Source organism: Massilia sp. UBA6681, assembly GCF_002454935.1.
GTDB classification, from domain to species: domain Bacteria; phylum Pseudomonadota; class Gammaproteobacteria; order Burkholderiales; family Burkholderiaceae_D; genus Telluria; species Telluria varians.
In genome coordinates this window covers 1-20,999 of sequence record NZ_DKJX01000092.1, presented here as the reverse complement: position 1 = coordinate 20,999, position 20,999 = coordinate 1, and the positions used below count along the sequence as shown (strand labels likewise).

Annotated in this window: 17 protein-coding genes, 1 tRNA gene and 1 pseudogene; 4 read left to right on the top strand and 15 right to left on the bottom strand. The window is 66.7% G+C overall.

What is annotated here, in order from left to right; genetic code table 11:
* From B2R83_RS16535 to rplU, 8 genes are all read right to left on the bottom strand, one after another.
* On the bottom strand, positions 1–122 hold a 122-nt coding region (locus B2R83_RS16535), incomplete at its 3' end, for a helix-turn-helix domain-containing protein (protein ID WP_292043581.1).
* A gap of 2 nt (positions 123–124) precedes the next feature.
* On the bottom strand, positions 125–496 hold the full coding sequence (locus tag B2R83_RS16530; RefSeq protein WP_292043575.1) for a MerR family transcriptional regulator: 372 nt from the start codon (positions 494–496) through the stop codon (positions 125–127).
* A gap of 92 nt (positions 497–588) precedes the next feature.
* Entirely contained in the window at positions 589–2,169 is a 1,581-nt protein-coding gene (locus B2R83_RS16525; RefSeq protein WP_292043573.1) for a methyl-accepting chemotaxis protein, read from the bottom strand.
* 157 nt (positions 2,170–2,326) lie between these two features.
* Entirely contained in the window at positions 2,327–3,457 is a 1,131-nt protein-coding gene (gene proB / locus B2R83_RS16520; protein ID WP_292043570.1) for a glutamate 5-kinase, read from the bottom strand.
* Positions 3,454–3,864: a hypothetical protein gene (locus B2R83_RS16515; protein WP_292043568.1), complete on the bottom strand. Its 411-nt coding sequence runs from the start codon at positions 3,862–3,864 to the stop codon at positions 3,454–3,456. Before B2R83_RS16515 ends, proB begins: the two co-directional genes overlap by 4 nt.
* 1 nt (position 3,865) lies before the next feature.
* Positions 3,866–4,978, bottom strand: coding sequence for an Obg family GTPase CgtA (cgtA, locus tag B2R83_RS16510; protein WP_209587989.1), 1,113 nt, complete (start codon positions 4,976–4,978; stop codon positions 3,866–3,868).
* Positions 4,979–5,084: 106 nt separating this feature from the next.
* The gene (gene rpmA / locus B2R83_RS16505; protein WP_005668438.1) at positions 5,085–5,357 is read right to left on the bottom strand and encodes a 50S ribosomal protein L27; all 273 of its coding nucleotides are present in this window, start codon (positions 5,355–5,357) and stop codon (positions 5,085–5,087) included.
* 42 nt (positions 5,358–5,399) lie between these two features.
* Complete coding sequence (gene rplU, locus B2R83_RS16500; protein ID WP_027865917.1) at positions 5,400–5,711, bottom strand: 50S ribosomal protein L21; 312 nt, start codon at positions 5,709–5,711, stop codon at positions 5,400–5,402.
* 280 nt (positions 5,712–5,991) lie between these two features.
* Here rplU and ispB point away from each other — a divergent pair, with 280 nt between their 5' ends.
* From ispB to B2R83_RS16480, 3 genes and pseudogenes are all read left to right on the top strand, one after another.
* On the top strand, positions 5,992–6,978 hold the full coding sequence (gene ispB / locus B2R83_RS16495; RefSeq protein ID WP_209587988.1) for an octaprenyl diphosphate synthase: 987 nt from the start codon (positions 5,992–5,994) through the stop codon (positions 6,976–6,978).
* Positions 6,979–7,030: 52 nt separating this feature from the next.
* Positions 7,031–7,107: transfer RNA gene (locus B2R83_RS16490), tRNA-Pro, on the top strand.
* A gap of 100 nt (positions 7,108–7,207) precedes the next feature.
* A pseudogene (locus B2R83_RS16480) lies at positions 7,208–7,729 on the top strand (M20/M25/M40 family metallo-hydrolase); the annotation flags it as partial.
* On the opposite strand, the gene B2R83_RS16475 reads toward B2R83_RS16480, so the two are convergent.
* The 7 genes from B2R83_RS16475 to B2R83_RS16445 all read right to left on the bottom strand — a co-directional run bounded on the left by B2R83_RS16475 (position 7,710) and on the right by B2R83_RS16445 (position 17,962).
* Positions 7,710–10,418, bottom strand: a complete 2,709-nt coding sequence (locus B2R83_RS16475) for a nitrate reductase (protein WP_292043557.1) — start codon at positions 10,416–10,418, stop codon at positions 7,710–7,712. The pseudogene B2R83_RS16480 and the gene B2R83_RS16475 overlap by 20 nt on opposite strands.
* Positions 10,418–11,641, bottom strand: coding sequence for an NAD(P)/FAD-dependent oxidoreductase (locus tag B2R83_RS16470; RefSeq protein WP_292043555.1), 1,224 nt, complete (start codon positions 11,639–11,641; stop codon positions 10,418–10,420). Before B2R83_RS16470 ends, B2R83_RS16475 begins: the two co-directional genes overlap by 1 nt.
* Positions 11,626–11,973, bottom strand: coding sequence for a nitrite reductase small subunit NirD (gene nirD / locus B2R83_RS16465; RefSeq protein WP_292043552.1), 348 nt, complete (start codon positions 11,971–11,973; stop codon positions 11,626–11,628). Before nirD ends, B2R83_RS16470 begins: the two co-directional genes overlap by 16 nt.
* A 21-nt stretch (positions 11,974–11,994) precedes the next feature.
* Entirely contained in the window at positions 11,995–14,529 is a 2,535-nt protein-coding gene (gene nirB, locus B2R83_RS16460) for a nitrite reductase large subunit NirB (protein WP_292043550.1), read from the bottom strand.
* Between the two features lie 11 nt (positions 14,530–14,540).
* Positions 14,541–15,845 carry an MFS transporter gene (locus B2R83_RS16455; protein WP_292043577.1) on the bottom strand — a complete coding sequence of 435 codons (1,305 nt, stop codon included), beginning with the start codon at positions 15,843–15,845 and terminating at the stop codon, positions 14,541–14,543.
* A 265-nt stretch (positions 15,846–16,110) separates the two neighbouring features.
* A complete protein-coding gene (locus B2R83_RS16450; RefSeq protein ID WP_292043548.1) occupies positions 16,111–17,289 on the bottom strand; it encodes a CmpA/NrtA family ABC transporter substrate-binding protein in 1,179 nt (392 codons plus the stop codon).
* Between the two features lie 28 nt (positions 17,290–17,317).
* Positions 17,318–17,962, bottom strand: coding sequence for an ANTAR domain-containing response regulator (locus B2R83_RS16445; protein ID WP_027865923.1), 645 nt, complete (start codon positions 17,960–17,962; stop codon positions 17,318–17,320).
* Between the two features lie 630 nt (positions 17,963–18,592).
* Here B2R83_RS16445 and B2R83_RS16440 point away from each other — a divergent pair.
* Positions 18,593–20,959 (top strand): S9 family peptidase, encoded by a 2,367-nt coding sequence (locus tag B2R83_RS16440; RefSeq protein WP_292043543.1) that lies wholly within the window; start codon positions 18,593–18,595, stop codon positions 20,957–20,959.
* Positions 20,960–20,999 lie beyond the last annotated feature (40 nt).

Below are 20,999 nucleotides of genomic sequence, written 5' to 3'. Positions count from 1 at the left end.
CCGTGGGGCTGCCATTCGGCGAGCGCCCAGTTCCAGACCCGGCGGGCGGTCCCGGTCGCGCGCGCGAAATAGCCGCGCTGCTCAGGCGTAGGATCAATTCTGATCCGGTGCGCCAACAGCATGCTTACTCTCCAACGCCGCGCGCAGCCGGCTCTCGGTATAACGCCGGCGGGTACTGGCGGTGCGCGCCGTCGGGGACCAGCCGCCCCTCGCGCTCCCAGCGCTGCAGCGTCTTGGCCGTGAGTCCTAGCAGTTTCGCTGCGTGTCCAACGCCCAATGTGCTTTCCATAGTCATGATTCGACACTTGCGCGCACATGAAGTTCGACTAGAGTCTAGCTCCACCGTGCCGCGGCTTTCCGGGAAGTTGCGGGTCGCGATCTCGAGGTCGGTAATGAAGTTGCCGGCTACCTGCCGCGTGAGCAGGCGCGCATGACCTTCAGCCAGCGGCGCACCATGCAGCGCGAGCTGCTGCGCGTCCGGCGCATAGGTGGCCATCAGGGCGTCGAGATCCTTGGCGTTGTAGGCGTCGAGCTGCGCGTGGGCGACAGCGAGAGGCGTAGTCGGTTTCGTGGTCTGTTATCTTGGCTTCAAGCGATCAGCCTTGCAGGCGAGCGGCCAGGGAGCGCCTTGCGTACCTGCCGCGTATCCTCTACCTTGAACACCGCAACCAGCTCGTTCAGCGCCTGTGACTGGTCGTGCAGCTCCTGCGCAGCCGCCGCGGCTTCCTCCACCAGCGCCGCGTTCTGCTGCGTTACCGTATCCATCTCGCCGACGGCGACGTTGACCTGGGCGATGCCGGCGCCCTGCTCCGCGCTGGCGGTGCTGATCTCGGCGATGATGTCCATCACGCGGCGCACGCTGGTGACGACATCAATCATGGTGGCGCCGGTCTCGCCGGCGAGGCGGTTGCCGGCATCGACGCGCGCCACCGAATCGTCGATCAGTTCCTTGATTTCCTTGGCCGCCATCGCCGAGCGCTGCGCCAGGTTGCGCACCTCGCCCGCGACCACCGCAAAACCGCGGCCCTGCTCACCGGCGCGCGCCGCTTCCACCGCCGCGTTCAGCGCCAGGATATTGGTCTGGAAAGCGATGCCGTCGATGACGCTGATGATCTCGACGATCTTGCGCGAGGACGCGCTGATCGAGGCCATGGTGCCGACCACCTGCTCCACCATCTGGCCGCCCCTCGCGGCGACTTCGCAGGCCGAGACGGCGAGTTGGTTGGCCTGGCGCGCGTTGTCGGCGTTCTGCTGGACGGTCGAGGTGATTTCTTCCATCGACGAGGCGGTTTCCTCGATCGCGCCGGCCTGCTGCTCGGTGCGGCTCGACAGGTCGAGATTGCCGCGTGCGATCTGGTCGGAAGCGACAGCGATGGTCTCGGTGCCGCTGCGCACCTGCGCCACGATGGCCTGCAGGCTGCCGGTCATGTGGTTCAAGGCCTGCAGCAGCTGGCCGGTTTCGTCGTCGGTGCGTACCGCGATTGTGGTGCGCAGGTCGCCCGAGGCGACGCTCTGCGCCGCTTCGACGGCTGCCCCGAGCGGACGCGTGATCGAACGCGAAATGAAGACGCCGGCCGCGACGGCAGCGACCGCGCCCAGCAGCATCAGGGAATAACCGACCAGTGTCGCGCGCGTGCCGACCGCTTCCGCCTCCAGTGCGGTGGCGACGGTATGTTTGCTCATCGCTTCCTGCGCCTTGACCAGGAGTTCGGCCGGCGCCCGGTCCATCCCCTTGACGGCCTTGTCCCCGGCTGCCGCGTCGAAATCGGCGGCGGTGAAGTCGGCGAAGCCGCGGCGGTAGCCCTCGCCCATCTTCGCATGCGCCTGGCCGAACTGCCCCAGCAGCGCGCGCACTTCCCCATCCGGCATGGCGGCGCTCAGCTCTTGCACTGCCTTGGCGAGCTCGGCTTCACTCTTCTGGAAAGCCTTCCAGTACTTGGCGCGCTGTTCTTCGTCCTTGCCGCGTAATAAGGTGTTCTTCCATTCCTGGGTCTGCAGGCGGAAATGCGAGAGCAGGCTTTCCACGCGCTCCGCCTGGGTAGATTGCAGCACCGCGGCCCGATAGGTATCCAGCGCATGATTCAACTGGCTCATGCCGAAAAAGCCGGCGCAGGCGACGACCAGGGTGACGGCGGCGAAGCCGAGGGGGAGTTTACGACTGAGTTTCATGGACAGCTCTCGGGTGAGCAGGGTGACAACCTGCGAATGCCCGGTAGTTTACGTATTCTGTAACTACCAGGCAAAACCGCAATCGGCTGTCCGTTCTTTGACCCGCCTGATGTGTAGCTCGACAGCAACGCGCGCACCAGCGGGGTGCAAGTTTGCATCAAAGCAGGACGAGATTGTCCCGATGCACCAATTCAGGCCCCTCGACATAGCCCAGGATGCGTTCGATCTCGGCCGACGAATGGCGCATGATCCGCCGCACTTCGCTGCTGGTGTAGTTGGTCAGTCCGCGCGCCAGCGGCTTGCCCCCTTCGTCGATGCAGGTGATCACCTGGCCGCGCCCGAATTCGCCGCGCACCGCGACCACGCCGATCGGCAGCAGCGACTTGCCTTCCCGGGTCAGCTTCTGCGCGGCGCCGGCGTCGATCACGACTTCGCCGGTGGTGTGCAGGTGGTCGATCATCCACTGGCGCCGTGCGGTCAGGCGGCCGGTCGGCGCGGTGAGCTGGGTGCCGATCATCTCGCCGCCGGCCAGGCGCACCAGCACGTCTTCTTCACGGCCCCAGGCGATGATGGTGTGGGCGCCCGAGCGCGCCGCACGCTTGGCAGCCAGCACCTTGGTCAGCATGCCGCCGCGCCCGATGCTCGAGCCGGCCCCGCCGGCCATCGCTTCCAGTTGCGGATCGCCCGCTTGCGCTTCCCCGATCAGGCGCGCGTCCGGGTCCTTGCGCGGATCGGCGGAGAACAGGCCGCGCTGGTCGGTCAGGATCACCAGCGCGTCGGCCTCGATCAGGTTGGCCACCAGCGCGCCCAGGGTGTCGTTGTCGCCGAACTTGATTTCGTCGGTGACCACCGTATCGTTCTCGTTGATGATCGGGACCACGCCCAGGCGCAGCAGGGTGGTGAGCGTCGAGCGCGCGTTCAGGTAGCGTTCGCGGTCGGCGAGGTCGGCGTGGGTGAGCAGCACCTGGGCGGTCTTGACGCCGTGGGTGTGGAAGCTGGTTTCGTAGATCTGGGCCAGGCCCATCTGGCCCACGGCGGCGCAGGCCTGCAGTTCGTGGATGTCAGTCGGGCGTGAGGCAAAACCGAGGCGCAGCATGCCTTCGGCGATCGCGCCCGAAGACACGAGCACGACTTCCTTGCCCAGGCTGCGCAGCGCGGCGATCTGGGCCGCCCAGCGGGCGATGGCGGTGTGGTCGAGGCCCCTGCCCTCGTCCGTGACGAGCGAGGAACCGACCTTGACGATGATGCGGGAGGCTTGCTGGAAGGCTGAGTGGTGAGCTGAGGTCATGGTGACAGGAATTTTCCTCGCGGCCGTAAGGCCAGCAGGGAAAGTCCTGCCAACAACTCGACCGCGCAGACTGCTAATAATACCCCCTTCGGCAGCCCGATCGCGAAAGCGGCGACGAGGCGCCCGGCCGGCTGGGCCAGGAGGAACAATGCGGTGAGGTCGACGAGGAGGGGCTGGTCGCCCTGTCTCGATGCCAGCAGCGCCAGCATCGCGGTAGCGAGGCGCATGCCCACGTAGATGGCGTAGAACTGGCTGTAGCCGTTCACGCCGACGAGAAAGATGCCCATCGCCGACGCGATACGGTCGGGATCGAGCATGGCCGCCAGCGCCGCCAGCGAACTGGCGGTGGCGACGAGCTGCAGCAGCTGGCTACGCAGCCAGCTGCGAGTCAGTGCTGCCCCAGGCAACTTAGTCTTCCAGGATCTTGAAGCGCGGATCGTCCGGGTCGATCGAATTGATGCCGCGCGCTTCCTCGGTCATGGTGGTTTCTTCGGCACGTTGATCGCTGGTGCGCTTTTCTTCCAGGTGCAGGTAGATCGCATTGACCAGGTCCTGGCAGCCTTCGCGATTCAGTGCCGAGATCTCGAACACCGGCCCTTTCCAGGCCATGCGCTTGACGAAGTCCTTGACGCGCTTCTTGCGCTCGGCTTCATCGACCACGTCGAGCTTGTTCAGCACCAGCCAGCGCGGCTTGTTCAGCAGCTCTTCGTCGTACTTTTCCAGCTCCTTGACCAGGGCCTTGGCTTCCTTGACCGGATCGACTTTCTCGTCGAAGCCCGACAGGTCGACGATGTGCAGCAGCAGGCCGGTACGCGCCAGGTGGCGCAGGAACTGGTGGCCCAGGCCCGCGCCTTCGGCCGCGCCTTCGATCAGGCCGGGGATGTCGGCGATGACGAAGCTCTTCTCGTGCGACACGCGCACCACGCCCAGGTTCGGGTGCAGGGTGGTGAACGGATAGTCGGCGATCTTCGGCTTGGCGTTCGAGACGGCGGTAATAAAAGTAGACTTGCCGGCGTTCGGCATGCCCAAGAGGCCCACGTCGGCCAGCACCTTCAGCTCCAGGCGCAGGGTGCGGCGCTCGCCGGCCTTGCCTTCGGTCTTCTGGCGCGGCGCGCGGTTGGTCGAGGTCTTGAAGTGGATGTTGCCCCAGCCGCCCTCGCCGCCCTTGGCCAGCAGTTCGGTCTGGCCGTGTTCGGTCAGGTCGGCAACGATCTCGCCATTGACGTCGTCCACGATCAGCGTGCCGACCGGCATGCGCATGTAGACGTCTTCGGCGCCCTTGCCGTAGCAGTCCGAGCCGCGGCCCGGTTCGCCGTTGCGGGCGTGATGGGTCTTCGAATAGCGGAAGTCCACCAGGGTGTTGATGTTACGGTCGGCCACCACGTAGATCGAGCCGCCCTTGCCGCCGTCGCCGCCGTCCGGGCCGCCGAATGGGCGGAACTTCTCGCGGCGGAACGAGGCGCACCCGTTGCCGCCGTCGCCGGCGATGACTTCAATTCTTGCTTCGTCGATAAACTTCATGATGATGACCGATAAAAACTAAAAAGGCCCTACCGTGGGCAGAGCCTTTCGATGGAAGGCTTGCGCCTTGCAAAGAAGCGCCGCGTCGAGCGGCGCGAGTAACTACTTAAGCAGCGACTGCTTCGTTGGCAACGACGGTCACGAACTGCTTCGAGCCCACGCCTTGCTTGACGAACTTGACGGTACCGTCGACCAGCGCGAACAGGGTGTGATCCTTGCCGGTGCCGACGTTGGCGCCAGCGCGCACCGGGGTGCCGCGTTGACGGATGATGATGCCGCCGGCGTTGATCGCCTGGCCGCCGTAGACTTTCACGCCAAGGCGTTTGCTTTCTGAGTCACGGCCGTTGCGGGTAGTACCGCCACCTTTTTTGTGTGCCATTTATTTGCTCCTTGATGAATGAACTTGGTGGATCGAACGGGATTAGCCGTTGATCGACACCACCTGGATTTCGGTGAAGTTCTGGCGATGGCCCTGACGCTTCTGGTAGTGCTTACGACGGCGCATCTTGAAGATGCGGACCTTGTCGTGGCGACCGTGGGAAACAACTTTCACCAGGACCGAGGCACCTTCGACCAGCGGAGCACCAAACTTGATGCTGTCGCCCGCGCCGAGCGCGAGAACTTGATCGATGGTGAGTTCGGAACCAATGTCAGCAGGTATCTGTTCTACTTTGAGTTTTTCGCCAGCGACAACTTTGTATTGCTTGCCACCGGTTTTTATGACCGCGTACATGATTGAAACCTCATCAAATGTTTAAAAGAATCCCACCGGCGTCGAGACGCTGGGCTGTTCGGAAGCCGGGGAACAGGGGATTATACATAAATCGCTGCAGCGCGTCAAAAGGCCTTGACGATTCGCTGCGGATGGTGTTGCCGTCGTAGCACAATGCCAAGTTTCAGCCGGACTTTCGCTCGTGCTTGAGAGTGATAAGCCATCCGTGGGACGCCCTTCCCTTGCATGACGTATAATCTCGGCACTTAACCAAATACTCACCGTTTATTGCAGGTTCGCCTTGTCAGCTGCTACCCAACACGCCCAGAACACCATCGCCCAATCGATCGCCACCGACATGGAGGCCGTGAACGCGGTGATCCGACAGCGACTGCAGTCGGAAGTGAGCCTGGTGAACCAGATCGCCGAGTACATCATCAGCGCGGGCGGCAAGCGAATCCGGCCGGTATTGGTACTGCTGCTGGCCAATGCCTACGGCTACAAGGGCACGGCCCACCACGAGCTGGCGGCAGTGGTCGAATTCATCCACACCGCGACCCTGCTGCACGACGACGTGGTCGACGAATCCTCGATGCGCCGCGGGCGCCAGACGGCCAACGCCCTGTTCGGCAACGCCGCCTCGGTGCTGGTGGGCGACTACTTGTACTCGCGCTCCTTCGAGATGATGACCAGCCTCGACAACATGCGCGTGATGAGCATCCTGTCGCGCGCCACCACCGTGATCGCCGAAGGCGAAGTGCTGCAGCTGCTGAACATGCACGATCCGGACGTGACGCATGAAAGCTACCTGAAGGTGATCCGCTCCAAGACCGCCAAGCTGTTCGAGGCGGCTGCCGAGCTGGGCGCCCTGGTGGGCGGCGCCGATGACGAGCAGATCGCCGCGGCCGGCGAATACGGCCGTTCGCTGGGCACGGCATTCCAGCTGATCGACGACGTGCTGGACTACGCCGGCGACGCCGCCGAGATCGGCAAGAACCTGGGCGACGACCTGCGCGAAGGCAAGCCCACCCTGCCGCTGATCTGGCTGATGGAAAACGGTACGCCGGAACAGCGCCAGCTGGTGCGCAGCTGCATCGAGCATGGCGACGAGGAACAGTTCGAAGCGGTGCTGGCGGCGGTGACCTCGAGCGGCGCACTGGACTACACCCGCCAGCAGGCGGAACAGGCTGCGCGCCGCGCGGCCGAGGCAATTTCCGGCCTGCCAGAAAGCGTCTACAAGGCGAGTCTGCAGCAGCTCTGCAGTTTCGCTGTTGACAGGAACCATTGAGCCGAATATAGTAATGCCTTCCCGAGATTTCGGTAACGAAGTCTCAAACAGTCGGGGTGTAGCTTAGCCCGGTAGAGCGCTACGTTCGGGACGTAGAGGCCGGAGGTTCGAATCCTCTCACCCCGACCACCGAATTCGAAAAAGCCAGATCCAGCGTCAGCTGATCTGGCTTTTTTCATGGGCGCGCACCGCTCGAAATTCATGCGCCCTGCATGCGCGCCTCGGCGACATGCGCAGGAGTGTTCCGGCTACGTCCATAGGGGCTCGCCATGCGAATCTCGCGACTGTTCCCTGCCGCACTGGCAGCGGTAATCCTCTCCCATGCGGCGCACGCCGCCGAGCCGAGCGCAAGCGAGCAGCAAGTCCGCAAGCGCGCCGCCGCGGTCGAGCCGCCGCGGTCGAGCCGCAGCTGATCAAGTGGCGGCGCGACATCCACCAGCATCCCGAGCTCGGGAACCAGGAAACCCGCACCGCCAAGCTCGTGGCCGACCACTTGCGCCAGCTGGGCCTGGAGGTGCGCACCGGGATCGGCATCACCGGCGTGGTCGGCATCCTCAAGGGCGGCAAGCCGGGCAGGACGGTGGCGCTGCGCGCCGACATGGATGCGCTGCCGGTCAAGGAGCCGGCCGGCCTGCCCTTCGCCTCCAGGGCCAAGGGCAATTACCAGGGACGCGAGGTCGACGTCATGCACGCATGCGGCCACGATACCCACACGGCGATGCTGATGGCGCTCAACTACCTGGCGAGCGGCGCCCAGGTGGCGGCGAAGTAAAGCCGAGCAGTTGCCGAATCTCCGGCAGGCAGGAACCGCAATTGCCGCCGGCGCGCAGGCAGGCGGTCACGCCCGCGGCATCGCGCAAGCCGTGTTCCTCGATCGCCTTGCAGATCGTGTTGCGGCCCACGCCGAAGCACGAACAGACGGTCGGGCCCGGATCGGCGCCCTGCGCAGGCAGACGGCCCGCGAGCAGCGTGGCCCGTTCCTTTGCCGACAGCAAGTCCTGGGCGAACAGGCCGCCCAGCCAGGTGCGGGCCGGCAGGTCCGGGCGGCGCGACACGAACAGGCAGGCTTGCAAGCGCCCGTCGACCAGCAAGGCGCAGCGCAGCATGCCCTCGGCCTTGTCCTCGTATTCGATCCAGTCCGCGTCCTCGCCCGCCCCGAGCAGCGCGCGTGCCCAGCGTGGGGAGACCGCTTCGCGGCCGCCCAGTTCGTAGCGCACGAAGCCGGCGCCGCGCACGCGCGTCCAGTTGGCGACGCGCCCCAGGTCCAACTCCTCGCGGCACAGGATGAAGCCATGCCAGGCCACCCCGAAAGGCTCGACCCGGACCGGCGTATGCTTGAATTCGGGCTCGCCCGACACCGGGTCGACGTCCGGATTGACCACGGCGCCGACCCGCGCATCCGAGGCGGTCTGGCCGTTCCAGTGGATCGGGATGAAGGCGGCGCCGCGCGCGATGCCGCCGCTGTGCGCCACCCGCGCCACCATCGCGCCCCAGCGGCTGGTGACGCGCGCCAGCTCGCCTTCGCGCACGCCACTTAGCAGGGCGTCGTGCGGATGCAGGTCCACGAAAGGTTCGGGTGCGTGAGCGGCCAGGCGCGGCGACTTGCCGGTCCGGGTCATGGTGTGCCACTGGTCGCGCAGGCGGCCGGTGTTCAGGGCCAGCGGGAACTCGCCGCCCGGCGCATTGGCCGGCAGGCGCGGCGCGCTCGCCACGAACCGCGCCCTGCCGTCAGGATGGGCAAAGCGGCCGTCGGCGAACAGGCGCGTCGTTCCCTCGCCGCTGCGCAGGACGGGCCATTGCAAGGGCTCCAGCGCGTCGTAGGCGGCGCGGTCCATGCCGGCCAGGCCGTCGATGCGGAAGGCGCGCGGCAGCTCCCCTGCCCCGTTGCGCCAGCCAGAGAGCCGGGCATGCTCGTCGAAGATCTCGTGCACGTGCGCGTAATCGAAGCCGCGGAAACCCATGCGCCGGGCCACCTGGCAGATCGCCTGCCAGTCGCTGCGCGCTTCTCCCGGCCTCGGGAGGAAGCCGCGCTGGCGCGAGATGCAGCGTTCGGAATTGGTGACGGTGCCATCCTTCTCGCCCCAGCCCAGCGCGGGCAGCAGCACATGTCCCAGCGCGGCGGTATCGGTATCCGGACTCATGTCCGAGACCACCACCAGCTCGCAGCGCTCCAGGGCGCGCCGGACCTGGTCGGCGTCCGGCAGGCTGACCACCGGGTTGGTCGCCATGATCCACACGGCCTTCACCTTGCCCGCTTCGATGGCGCGGAACAGGTCCACCGCCTTCAGGCCCGGCTTGTCGGCGATGCGCGGGGCATCCCAGAAGCTGCGCACCGCCTCGCGGTGGGCCGGCTGCTCGAGCTCCAGGTGGCTGGCCAGCATGTTGGCCAGGCCGCCCACTTCGCGACCGCCCATGGCGTTCGGCTGGCCGGTCAGCGAGAACGGCCCCATGCCCGGCTTGCCGATCCGGCCGGTGAGCAGGTGGCAGTTGATGATGCTGTTGACCTTGTCCGTGCCGCTGGAGGACTGGTTCACGCCCTGCGAGAAGGCGGTGACGACCTTGTCGGTTGCGGCAAACAGCTCGTAGAACTCGACCAGTTGGCGCGGATCGATGCCGCAGGTGCGTGCTACCAGGTCGATGTCGGCGCAGGCATCGGCCAGGCCAAGGGCTGCCTCGAGGCCGGCCGTATGCGCGGCCACGAAGGCCTCGTCGGCCGCGCCGGTCCGCGCCAGGTAGCTGAGCAGGCCGTTGAACAGCCAGACGTCGGTGCCCGCCTTGACCGGCAGGTGCAGGTCGGCCAGCTCGCAGGTCGCGGTGCGGCGCGGATCGATCGCGACGATGCGCAAGCCGGGCCGCGCTTCCTTGGCCTTGACGATGCGCTGGAACAGCGTCGGGTGGCACCAGGCCGCGTTGGAACCGACCAGCACGATCAGGTCGGCCAGTTCGAAGTCCTCGTAGCAGCCGGGCACCAGGTCTTCGCCGAAGGCGCGCTTGTGCCCGGCCACGCTGGACGACATGCACAGGCGCGAATTGGTGTCGATGTTGGCGCTGCCCACGAAGCCCTTCATGAACTTGTTGGCGACGTAGTAGTCTTCAGTCAGCAGCTGGCCGGAGACGTACATCGCCACCGCGTCCGGGCCATGCTCGGCGATGATGGCTGCGAACGTGGAGGCGACCTTGTCGATCGCCTCCTCCCAGCCGACCTGGCGCAGCCTGCCGTCCTCGCGGATGGCTGGCGCCAGCAGGCGCCCGTCCAGGCCGAGCGTCTCGCCCAGCGCCGCACCCTTGACGCACAGGCGGCCGCGGTTCGCGATGTGCTCCGGGTCGCCCTCGATCAGGGCGCCGTCCGCCATCGGCGTCGCCTTGATGCCACAGCCGACGCCGCAGTAGGGACAGGTGGTGCGGACTGCCGCCGCGATCGGGATCGTCGGAACACCCATCAGGCAGCCTCGCACAGAGTCGGGCCGAACAGCAGCCGGTCGCGGATGCTTGAAACGTCGGTGCCGCGCTGGATCAGGTCGAAGTACCAGGGCCCATCCGACACGTCGCCGTACAGCACCGCGCCGGTCACACGCCCCCCCATCAGCACCAGGCGCTTGTACACGCCGGCATGGCGATCGCGCAGCACCAGGTCTTCGCTGCCCTCCAGGCCACTGAAGTCGCCGGCCGAGTACAGGTCGATGCCGGTGACCTTCAGCTTGGTGGCGGTGGCCTGCTGCACGTAGCGGCGATGGCCGAGCCCGGCCAGGTGGGCGGCGCAGACGCGCGCCTGGTCCCAGATCGGCGCCACCAGGCCGAAGGTGGCCTTGCGGTGCTGGACGCATTCGCCCACCGCATACACGCGCGGGTCGTAGGTCTGCAGGGTGTCGTCGACCACGATCGCACGCTCGACGTGCAGGCCGGCCTCGCGTGCCAGCGCCACGTTGGGGCGCACGCCGGCGGCCATCACCACCAGGTCGGCCGGCACCTCGCTACCGTCGGCGAAGCGCACCGCTTCCACCTTGCCATCACCCAGGATCGCCTGGGTCTGCGCGCCGAGCAGGATGCGCAGGCCGCGCCGTTCCAGCGCGCTTTTTAACAGCAGGGCCGCGGCCGAGTCGAGCTGCTGGTTCATCAGGCTGCTCGTCAAGTGCACGACGGTCACGTTCATCCCCTGGCGCAGCAGACCGTTGGCCGCCTCCAGGCCGAGCAGGCCGCCGCCGATCACCACCGCACTGCCGCCGCGCCGTGCCGCGGCCAACATCAGATCGACATCGTCGAGGTCGCGAAAACCCACCACGCCGCTCAGCTGGGCGCCCGGCACCGGCACGATGAAGGGGCTGGAGCCGGTGGCCAGCAGCAGGCGGTCGTAGGCCGTTTCCAGGCCGGAGCGGGCGCGCACGATGCGGCGCGCACGGTCGATCGCCACCACCGGGTCGCCCGCGTGCAGCACGATGCCGTTCTCGGCATACCACGCGCGGCTATGCAGGATGATGTCATCAGGCTTCTTCTCGCCCGCCAGTACCGGCGAGAGCATGATGCGGTTGTAGTTCACGCGCGGCTCGGCGCCGAACACCGTGATGTCGTACATGCCGGCGTCGAGCTTGAGCAATTCCTCGACGGTGCGCATGCCGGCCATGCCGTTGCCGACCACGACCAGCTTCGGTTTTACGGTGCGATCCATACCTTGCCTCCTTCCACGCGGGCCGGGTAGCTGGCGACCGAGTGCTCGGGCGCTTCCAGGCATTCGCCGCTGTGGAGGTCGAAATGCTGCTTGTAGATGGGCGAAGCGACCACGACGCGTTCGCCGATGCTGCCGACCAGTCCGCGCGACAGCACGGCGGCCTGCGCATTCGGATCGAAGTTGTCGATGGCGAACACGCGCGGTTCGTCGCTGCCGACGCGGAACACGGCCACCTGGCGGCCGTCCAGCAGTGCGCAGACGCCGGTGTCCGGCACGATCTCGTCGAGGGCACAGACGGCGGTCCAGTTCTGAAGTTGCAGGTCTCGGTGCATGTCTTATCTCCTCAATCGGGGTCAGGCCGCGCTGGCGGCAATCGGGATGACGCGGCCGCGCCGTTCCTCGGGATTGGCAGGGCGGATCTGGCCGCGCTCCGGCACGAACACGACGTTGTTATCAAGCGCCTCGCTGTTGACGAAGTGGCGGAAGCGGCGCCGCACGTCCGGATTGGTGACGGCTTCCTTCCATTCGTCGGCATAGGTGTCGACCACGTGCTGCATCTGCGCTTCCAGCTCGGCGCCGATGCCCAGCTTGTCGTCGACCACCACCGCCTTCAGGTAATCCAGCCCGCCTTCGAGGTTCTCGCGCCACACGCTGGTGCGCTGCAGGCGGCCGGCGGTGCGCACGTAGAACATCAGGAAGCGGTCGACCAGCTTCACCACCGTCTCGTCGTCGATGCCGGAAGCGATCAGCTCCGCGTGGCGCGGCTTCATGCCGCCGTTGCCGCAGACATAGAGGTTCCAGCCCTTCTCGGTGGCGATCAGGCCGACGTCCTTGCCCTGGGCTTCGGCGCACTCGCGGGTGCAGCCGGAGACGCCGAACTTGATCTTGTGCGGCGCGCGCAGGCCCTTGTAACGGTTCTCGAGCGCGATGGCGAAGGCCAGGCTGTCGCCCACGCCGTAGCGGCACCAGGTCGAGCCGACGCAGGATTTCACGGTGCGCAGCGACTTGCCGTAGGCATGGCCCGACTCGAAGCCGGCGGCGATGAGCTCTTCCCAGATGTTCGGCAGCTGCTCCACGCGCGCCCCGAACAGGTCGACGCGCTGGCCGCCGGTGATCTTGGTGTACAGGCCATACTTCTTGGCCACCTGTCCCACCGCGATCAGGCCATCGGCCGTCACCTCGCCGCCCGGCATGCGCGGCACCACCGAGTAGGTCCCGTCCTTCTGGATGTTGCCGAGGAAGTAGTCGTTCGAGTCCTGCAGGCTGGCGTGCTCCGGCTTGAGCACGAAGTCGTTCCAGCTGGACGCCAGGATGTTGGCCACCACCGGCTTGCAGACGTCGCAGCCGAGTCCCTTGCCATGGCGCGCAATCAGCTCGCCGAAGCTGCGAATGCCTTCCACGCGCACCAGGTGGTAGAGCTCCTGGCGCGAGCAGGCGAAGTGCTCGCACAGGTGGTCCTTCACTTCCACGCCCAGGCGCGACAGCTCGGCATTCATCACCTGAGTCATCAGGGGCACGCAGCCGCCGCAGGCGGTGCCGGCTTTCGTACAGCTCTTGAGCGCGCCGATCGTGCCGGCGCCGCCCGCCACCGCTTCGCACAGCGCGCCCTTGGAGACGTCGTTGCAGGAGCAGATCTGGGCGCTGGCCGGCAGCGCGTCCACACCGAGGGCCGGGCGCGCCGCGCCTTCCAGCGCCGGCAGGATCAGCACTTCGGGGGAAGCCGGCAGCGCCAATCGGTTCAGCATCATCTGCAGCAGTTCGCCGTAAGAAGCGGCGTCGCCCACCAGCACGGCGCCCAGCAGGACCTTGCCGCACTCGGAGGTGACGATCTTGCGGTACACCTGCTTGCGCTCGTCCAGGAACTGGTAGCTGCGGCTGCCGGCGGTGGCGCCGTGGGCGTCGCCGATGCTGGCCACGTCGACGCCCATCAGTTTCAGCTTGGTGCTCATGTCGGCGCCCGTGAAACCGGACTCCAGGCCGAGGATCTGCCTGGCCGCGGTGCGCGCCATGTCGTAGCCGGGCGCCACCAGGCCGAACAGCTGGCCATTCCAAAGCGCGCATTCGCCGATCGCGTAGATATGCGGGTCGGACGTCAGGCAGCGCTCGTCGATCACGATGCCGCCGCGCTGGCCGAGCGCCAGGCCGCTCGAGCGCGCCAGTTCGTCGCGCGGGCGGATGCCGGCCGAGAACACAATCATGTCGGCATCCAGGTGACTGCCGTCGGCGAACTGCATGCGGTGGGTGCCCTCCTCGCCGTCGACGATGGCGAGGGTGTTCTTCTGCGTGTGCACCTGCACGCCCAGTTCCTCGATCTTGTTACGCAGCACGCGCGCACCGGGCTCGTCGACCTGCACCGCCATCAGGCGCGGCGCGAACTCGACCACGTGGGTCTGCAGGCCGAGGTCGCGCAGCGCCTTGGCGCATTCCAGGCCGAGCAGGCCGCCCCCCACCACCACGCCGGTGCGCGAGCGTGCGCCGCACTCGCTCATCGCTTCCAGGTCGTCGATGGTGCGGTAGACGAAGCAGTCCTTGCGGCTTGCTCCCGGTACCGGCGGCACGAAGGGCGTGGAGCCGGTGGCCAGCACCAGCTTGTCGTAGGCCACCGGCTCGCCTTCGGCCAGCATCACCTGGCGCGCGTCGCGGTCGATGCCGGTCACGCGGGCGCCGAGGCGCAGCGTGAGCTGCGCGTTGTCGAAGAAGCCGGGCGCCACCAGCGACAGGTCTTCCGCGCTTTTCCCGGCAAAGAATTCGGACAGGTGGACCCGGTCGTAGGCGGGACGCGCTTCTTCCCCGAGGATGGTCACGCGCAGGTCCGGATCCCCGCTGGCAACCAGGGTTTCGACGAATTTATGGCCCACCATGCCGTGGCCGACGACGACGATATGCATTGCGTTACTCCTTATGCTGCGGTGGCCGCCGGTGCGGCCGGGCTGGCCTCGCTGGCGGTCATGGTGAAACGGGCGGCGATGGCGCACAGGCTCGAAGCCAGCACCAGCACGCTCAGGATGGTCAGGGTCTGGGCGATGTCGCCCGTGCCTTTCATGAGGAAGCCGGCCGCCACCGCGCCGACGTTGCCGCCGGCGCCGACGATGCCGGCCACGCCGCCCAGCGCCCTGGGCGCAACAAACGGCACCAGCGCATAGGTGGCGCCGCAGGCCATGTGGGTGAACAGGCCGAAGCACAGCATGGCGATCACCGCATAGACCACGCCGTCGGCCTGGGCGAACCACAGCAGGCCGAGGCCCTCGCCGATCATCAGCACGAACAGCACGGTGACGCGGCTGTTCAGGTTCCCGCCACGGGCGCTGCGGTCCGACAGCCAGCCGCCCAGCGCACGGGCGAACAGGGCCAGCAGGCCGAAGCTGCCGGCCGCCAGCCCGGCCGCGCCCAGCGACAGGCCGAAGTGTTCGACGTAGTACACGGCGGCGATGTTGTGGATGAAGATCTCGATGCCGAAGCAGGCGCCGTAGGTCACGAACAGCAGCCAGGCGCGGTGGTTGCGGCAGGCGTCGCGAAAGCTCGCCCAGCCGCCCTTCCCGCCGGGGAGCGCTTCGCCGCGCGCCCGCATGTCGTCGAAGTTGCCGGCCGGGCAGTCCTGGGTATAGCGCCAGTAGAAGAAGGCCATCGCGATCATCATCAGGCCCGGCACCACCAGCGCCACGCGCCAGCTCAGGGCCTGCGAAACGCCCAGCATGGTGACGGCGACCAGCAGCAGCGGCATCAGGGCCTGGGCCGCGCCGCCGCCGCTGTTGCCCCAGCCGGCCGCGGCCGCATTGGCGGTGCCGACCACTTTCGGGCCGAACATCACCGAGGTGTGGTACTGGGTAATGACGAAGCTGGCGCCGACCGCACCGATCCCGAGGCGGAACAGCAGGAAGCTTTCATAGCTCTGCGCCATGGCCACGCCCAGCACCGGGATCGAACCGAGCAGCAGCAGGCCGGTGTAGGCCTTGCGCGGACCGAAGCGGTCGCACAGGGGGCCGATCAGCAAGCGCACGAAGATCGTGATGGCGACCGCCGCGATGTTGATGTTGGCGATCTGCTCCATCGACAAGCCGAATTCACCCTTGATCACCGGCATGAGCGGCGCGCAGGCGAACCAGGCGAAGAAGCAGATGAAGAAGGCCACCCAGGTCAGGTGGAAGGCGCGCATCGGCGCCGTGTCGAACGAGAAGAGCTTGATGCTGTCTGCCTTGTTGTCCAATGTATTGGCCATGTTTCTTCCTTTGAAAAACAAAACGGCGTCCGCGCTCCTGCCGTGATGGCAGCGAGCCGCGGACGCCGTTGTCCTGGTTGCCGGCCCCTCGTTAGGCCGACGAAAAAGTGAAGAGGATCGCCATTGATCCGTATCGTCTTAACAGCAAGAGGCGTGCCACCTTGCTCCCAGAGGGAAGCGCATGTATCCGACGGGATCACGCGCTACATTGCGGTGCAACATGCGCGCTAATGATGCAGGCTTGCGCACCGGTTCAGGCAGCACACTGCACCGATCCGGCATGGCCGGCCGGGTCGCTGCCGTCCCAGACGCGGCCGTCGAGCAGGGTCGAACTACGCATGGCGCTCTCCGGCACAGCCACGCCTGCCATTGCCGCCCCATCGCGATACAGGTCGATGCGGTTGACCTCCCGCGCGATCGCGGCATAGGGCGGATCGGCGCGCAACAGGCCCCAGCGGCGCTGCTGGGTGAGGAACCACATGCCGTCCGACAGCCAGGGAAAGCTGGCCTCGCCGTCGGCGAAGAAATGCAGGCCATTGTGGCCGCGCCAGGCCCCCGTGGCGTACGCCTTGCCGGGACGCCCGGCCAGGCAGACCTGCAGCACGTCCCTGTCCGCATTCACATAGGCCGGGCTGGCCAGCACTTCGGCAGCGGCCTCGCGGTTGGTGCGCGAGGCATCCAGCCAGCGCGCCGTTTCGAGCAATGCGGCGACCAGGGCGCGGCAGGTATTCGGGTGGCTTGCTGCGAAATCGGCGCCCGTGCCCAGCACCTTGCCCGGATGATCGGGCCAGATCTCCTCGCTCGACACCGACAGCAGCCCGGCGCCTTCGCGCACCGCGCGCTGGCCCCAGGGCTCGCCGGCGCAGAAGCCGTCCATGTGGCCGGCCGCCAGGCTGGCCGCCATCTGGCCGGGCGGCACGGTGACCAGCTTGCAGTCCGCGAGAGGATCGATGCCCGCCGCCGCCAGCCAGTAATACAGGAACATCGCGTGATTCCCGGTCGGGAAGGTATGCCCGAAGGTGGGGCGCAGTGCGCCGGCGCGCACCAGCCGCGCCAGCGCCGCCGCGTCGGGAGCCCTGGCGGCCAGCGCGCGCGACAGCGTGATGCCCTGGCCGTTGCGGTTCAGGTTCATCAGGACGGCCATCTGGCGGGCCCGCGTGCCGATGCCCATCTGCAGGCCATACAGCAGGCCATACAGGACGTGGGCGGCGTCGATGTCGCCGCCCACCAGGCGGTCGCGCATGCCGGTCCAGGACAGCTCGCGGCTCAGTTCGAACTTGATCCCGTACAGTTCGTCGAAGCCGAGCACGGATGCCATCACCACCGGCGCGCAGTCCGCCAGCGGCAGGTAGCCGATGCGGACCAATGTTCTTTCCGGTTTGTCCGAGCCGGCGATCCACGCGCCGCCGCTTTCCTTGCCAATGCCTGTCATAGGGTTCCTGTCTTTCGCACCGCCGGCATCAGCCGAGCAGGTCTTCCACATCGATGAGCCGCTGCGCGATCTCCGCCAGCTTCAGGTTCTTGTTCATGGCCATGCTGCGCAGGCGCTGGTAGGCCTGGTCCTCGGTGAGCCGGTAGCGCGTCATCAGGAGGCCCTTGGCGCGGTCGACGGTCTTGCGCTCGGCCAGCTTCTGGCGCGTGCCCTCCAGCTCGTCCAGCAGCTTCTGCTCGCGCCGGAAGCGCGCCAGCGCGACGTCGAGCACCGCTTTCACACGCTCGGCCTGCAGGCCGGCCACGATGTAGGCGGACACGCCCGCGTCCAGGGCGGCGTCCATGCTGGCCGGCGCGTCGTCTTCGGTAAACAGCACGATGGGGCGGCGCGCATCGCGGGTGGCGATCACGATGTGCTCGAGGACGTCGCGCGCGTCGGATTCGCTGTCGACGATGATCATGTCCGGCTGCAGCTGGGCGACGCGCTCGGGCAGGAACACGTCGGCGGGAAGCGAGGCGACCAGGTCGTAGCCCGATTCGAGCAGGCCGATCCGCAGCGCGGCGCTGCGCTGGGCCTGCCCGGCGAGCGCCGCGTCGCGCTGCGCGCCGGGGGGTGTTGCGGGATTGACGACGACGATCCGCAGATGAGGTGCTACACAGCCAGTCGATTTCATGCCGGTATGTCATGCAAGAACCGATCCAGCTCCGCGATTCCCCCCTTTCGAACCCTCAGCCATTCACAGTAGCAACAAAGAGACATTCGCAGCGTAAATATCACTGGCCGAGTTACTTCATCAATTATTCATCATCTGTATCGAAGGAATCACGAATCTAAAGTTTATTTATGGCGCCATCCTCCTTATACTGCAACGCAACATCGCAATCTTTACAGGGGAATTCACCATGACCACGACCCGCCGCTTCTTCGCCAGCGCACTCGCCGCAGTGCGCAGCTTTTCGATCGAACTCTATGCCGCGCACGGCGGCTGGGCGCCTGCGGTGCGCGGCTGAGCATGGACCTGCTCGACACCGTCCTGAGCGTCTGCGCCCTCACGGCCCTGGTCGTACGCCTAGCCCTGTTCCTGCGTCCGGCAAAGCGCCCGGGCAAGGCGGCCTGAACGCTGCGACGCAACAGCAGTATTTATATGCACGCGCCGGTTGTACGTATGTACGTACGCCGGCGCGTTCTTTTTTAGCAGGTCCGTTCTCCACATGCCCCGCAGCGTGAAATGCTGAGCTAGAATGCAAGTCGCATTTTCTGGCAAGAAAGCCAACCTCCTTTCTACTTCAGCTCCTACAACACGATGCGTACACCAGCACTCACGATCTTCGCAGCGCTCCTGACCCTGCCGGCGCTGCCGGCGGCGGCATCCACGCCCATCACCCTCGACCAGGCCATGGCCCACCCCGACTGGATCGGCACGCCGGTGGAAAACGCCTGGTGGAGCTGGGACAGCAAGCAGGTGTTCTATAAACAGAAGCGCACCGGCTCGCCGATCCGCGACACCTGGCAGGTGAGCCAGGGCGGCAAGCCGAAGCTGGTGAGCGACGCCGAGGCGGCAAAGATCGACGGCAACGACGTCATCTACAACCCGGCCCAGACCCGCGCCCTGATGCTGCGTAACGGCGACCTGTTCGAGCGCGACCTGAAGAGCGGCGCGCTGGTGCAGATCACCCGCGGCGCCACCAAGCTCGACGCGCTCCAGTATTCGCACGACGAACGCACGGTCTACTACCGCATCGGCACCGACTGGTACGGCTGGGACCGCGCCAGCCGCGTGGTCGGCCCGGTCGCGCTGCCGCGCGCCGCCAAGGACCCGGCGGTGAACGAGGAAGACGCGCTGCGCGACCAGCAGTTGCGCCTGATGGCCCACCTCAAGCGCCAGAAGGATGACCGCGATGCGCTGCGCGAGCGCATGAACGAGCAGCGCCGCGTCGACCCAACCCTGCCCCCGGCCCCGGTCTACCTGGGCGACAAGGTCGCGATCGAGAGCAGCGTGCTGTCGCCCGACGGCCGCTGGCTGCTGGTCGTCACCGCGCCGAAGAACGGCGACAAGGGCCGCGTCGGCAAGATGCCGCGCTACGTGACCGAATCGGGCTACGAGGAATTCGACGACCAGCGCACCCGCGTCGGCCGCAACATGCCGGCGCCCCATGCACTGAAGCTGGTCGACCTGCGCACCAACAAAGTGCAGGACCTGTCCTTCGACGTGCTGCCGGGCGTGAACGTCGACCCGCTGGCCGAGCTGCGCGCCGCCGCCAAGAAGGAGCCGCTGAAGGGCAACCGCGCGCTGCGCGTCATCGACGGCGCCGATGCGATCGAATGGTCGGCCAACGGCGCCAACGTCGCCGTGATGCTGCGCGCGGTGGACAACAAGGACCGCTGGATCGCCACCGTCGACCTGCAGGCCGCCAAGCTCAAGCCGCTGCACCGCCTGACCGACAATGCCTGGGTCAACTACGACAACAACGAATTCGGCTGGCTGCCGGACAACCGCACCCTGTGGTACCTGTCCGAGGAAAGCGGCTACTCGCACCTGTACACCCAATCCGCCGAAGGCGGTCCTGCTCGCGCCCTGACCTCGGGCAAGTGGGAAGCCTCGGACGTGCGCTGGTCGCACGACGGCCGCATGGCCTATGTGATGTGCAACCGCGAAACGCCGGGCGACTACGAGGTCTGCGCGGTCGATGCGAAGAACGGCACGGTCCGCGAAGTCACCAGCCTGGACGGCGTCGAGCGCTTCACCCTGTCGCCCGACGAGAAGAAACTGCTGGTGCACTGGTCGAGCAGCTACACCCCGGTCCAGCTGGCCACGGTGCCGGTAAGCGGCGGCGCGGCAACCAAGCTGACCGATACCCGCACTGCCGAGTTCAAGGCGCGCCAGTGGGTCGAGCCGCAGTACGTGGCGGTGCCCTCGAGCGCCGGCGGCGATCCGGTCTGGGCCAAGCTGTACCGCCCGGCCCAGCTGGAACCGGGCAAGAAGTACCCGGTCGTGATGTTCGTGCACGGCGCCGGCTACCTGCAGAACGTCAGCAAGCGCTACCCGAACTACTTCCGCGAGCAGATGTTCCACAACCTGCTGGTGCAGAAGGGTTACGTCGTGCTCGACATGGACTACCGCGCCTCGAAGGGCTACGGCGCCAAATGGCGCAACGCGATCTACCGTCAGATGGGCCATCCGGAACTGGTGGACTACATCGACGGCGTGAACTACATGGTGGCGCAGCACCAGGGCGATGCGAAGAACGTCGGCGTGTACGGCGGCAGCTACGGCGGCTTCATGACCTTCATGGCCCTGATGCGCGCGCCGGAAACCTTCAAGTCGGGCGCCGCCCTGCGTCCGGTGACGGACTGGGTGACCTACAACCACGGCTACACCGCCAACATCCTGAACACGCCGGACATCGACCCCGAAGCCTACCGCATCTCGTCGCCGATCGAGTACGCCGACAAGCTGCAGGGCCACCTCCTGATCGCGCACGGCATGGTCGACGACAACGTGTTCTACCAGGACTCGGTGCGCATGGCCCAGCGCCTGATCGAACTGAAGAAGGACAACTGGGAACTGGCCAGCTACCCGCTGGAGCGCCACGCCTACGTCCAGCCGGAAGCATGGTATGACCAGTACCGCCGGATCTACCAGCTGTTCGAGCGCACGCTCAAGCAGTAAGCAAAGCCAAGGCGCCTCCGGGTAATGCCGTTCAGTTAAG

Coding starts and splice junctions, on each gene's coding strand:
- B2R83_RS16525 (WP_292043573.1), bottom strand. CDS start 2,169: ATGAAACTCAGTCGTAAACTCCCCCTCGGCTTCGCCGCCGTCACCCTG.
- B2R83_RS16450 (WP_292043548.1), bottom strand. CDS start 17,289: ATGACAGGCATTGGCAAGGAAAGCGGCGGCGCGTGGATCGCCGGCTCG.
- B2R83_RS16440 (WP_292043543.1), top strand. CDS start 18,593: ATGCGTACACCAGCACTCACGATCTTCGCAGCGCTCCTGACCCTGCCG.
- rpmA (WP_005668438.1), bottom strand. CDS start 5,357: ATGGCACACAAAAAAGGTGGCGGTACTACCCGCAACGGCCGTGACTCA.
- B2R83_RS16475 (WP_292043557.1), bottom strand. CDS start 10,418: ATGGGTGTTCCGACGATCCCGATCGCGGCGGCAGTCCGCACCACCTGT.
- B2R83_RS16470 (WP_292043555.1), bottom strand. CDS start 11,641: ATGGATCGCACCGTAAAACCGAAGCTGGTCGTGGTCGGCAACGGCATG.
- B2R83_RS16530 (WP_292043575.1), bottom strand. CDS start 496: ATGGCCACCTATGCGCCGGACGCGCAGCAGCTCGCGCTGCATGGTGCG.
- rplU (WP_027865917.1), bottom strand. CDS start 5,711: ATGTACGCGGTCATAAAAACCGGTGGCAAGCAATACAAAGTTGTCGCT.
- proB (WP_292043570.1), bottom strand. CDS start 3,457: ATGACCTCAGCTCACCACTCAGCCTTCCAGCAAGCCTCCCGCATCATC.
- B2R83_RS16445 (WP_027865923.1), bottom strand. CDS start 17,962: ATGAAATCGACTGGCTGTGTAGCACCTCATCTGCGGATCGTCGTCGTC.
- cgtA (WP_209587989.1), bottom strand. CDS start 4,978: ATGAAGTTTATCGACGAAGCAAGAATTGAAGTCATCGCCGGCGACGGC.
- nirB (WP_292043550.1), bottom strand. CDS start 14,529: ATGCATATCGTCGTCGTCGGCCACGGCATGGTGGGCCATAAATTCGTC.
- nirD (WP_292043552.1), bottom strand. CDS start 11,973: ATGCACCGAGACCTGCAACTTCAGAACTGGACCGCCGTCTGTGCCCTC.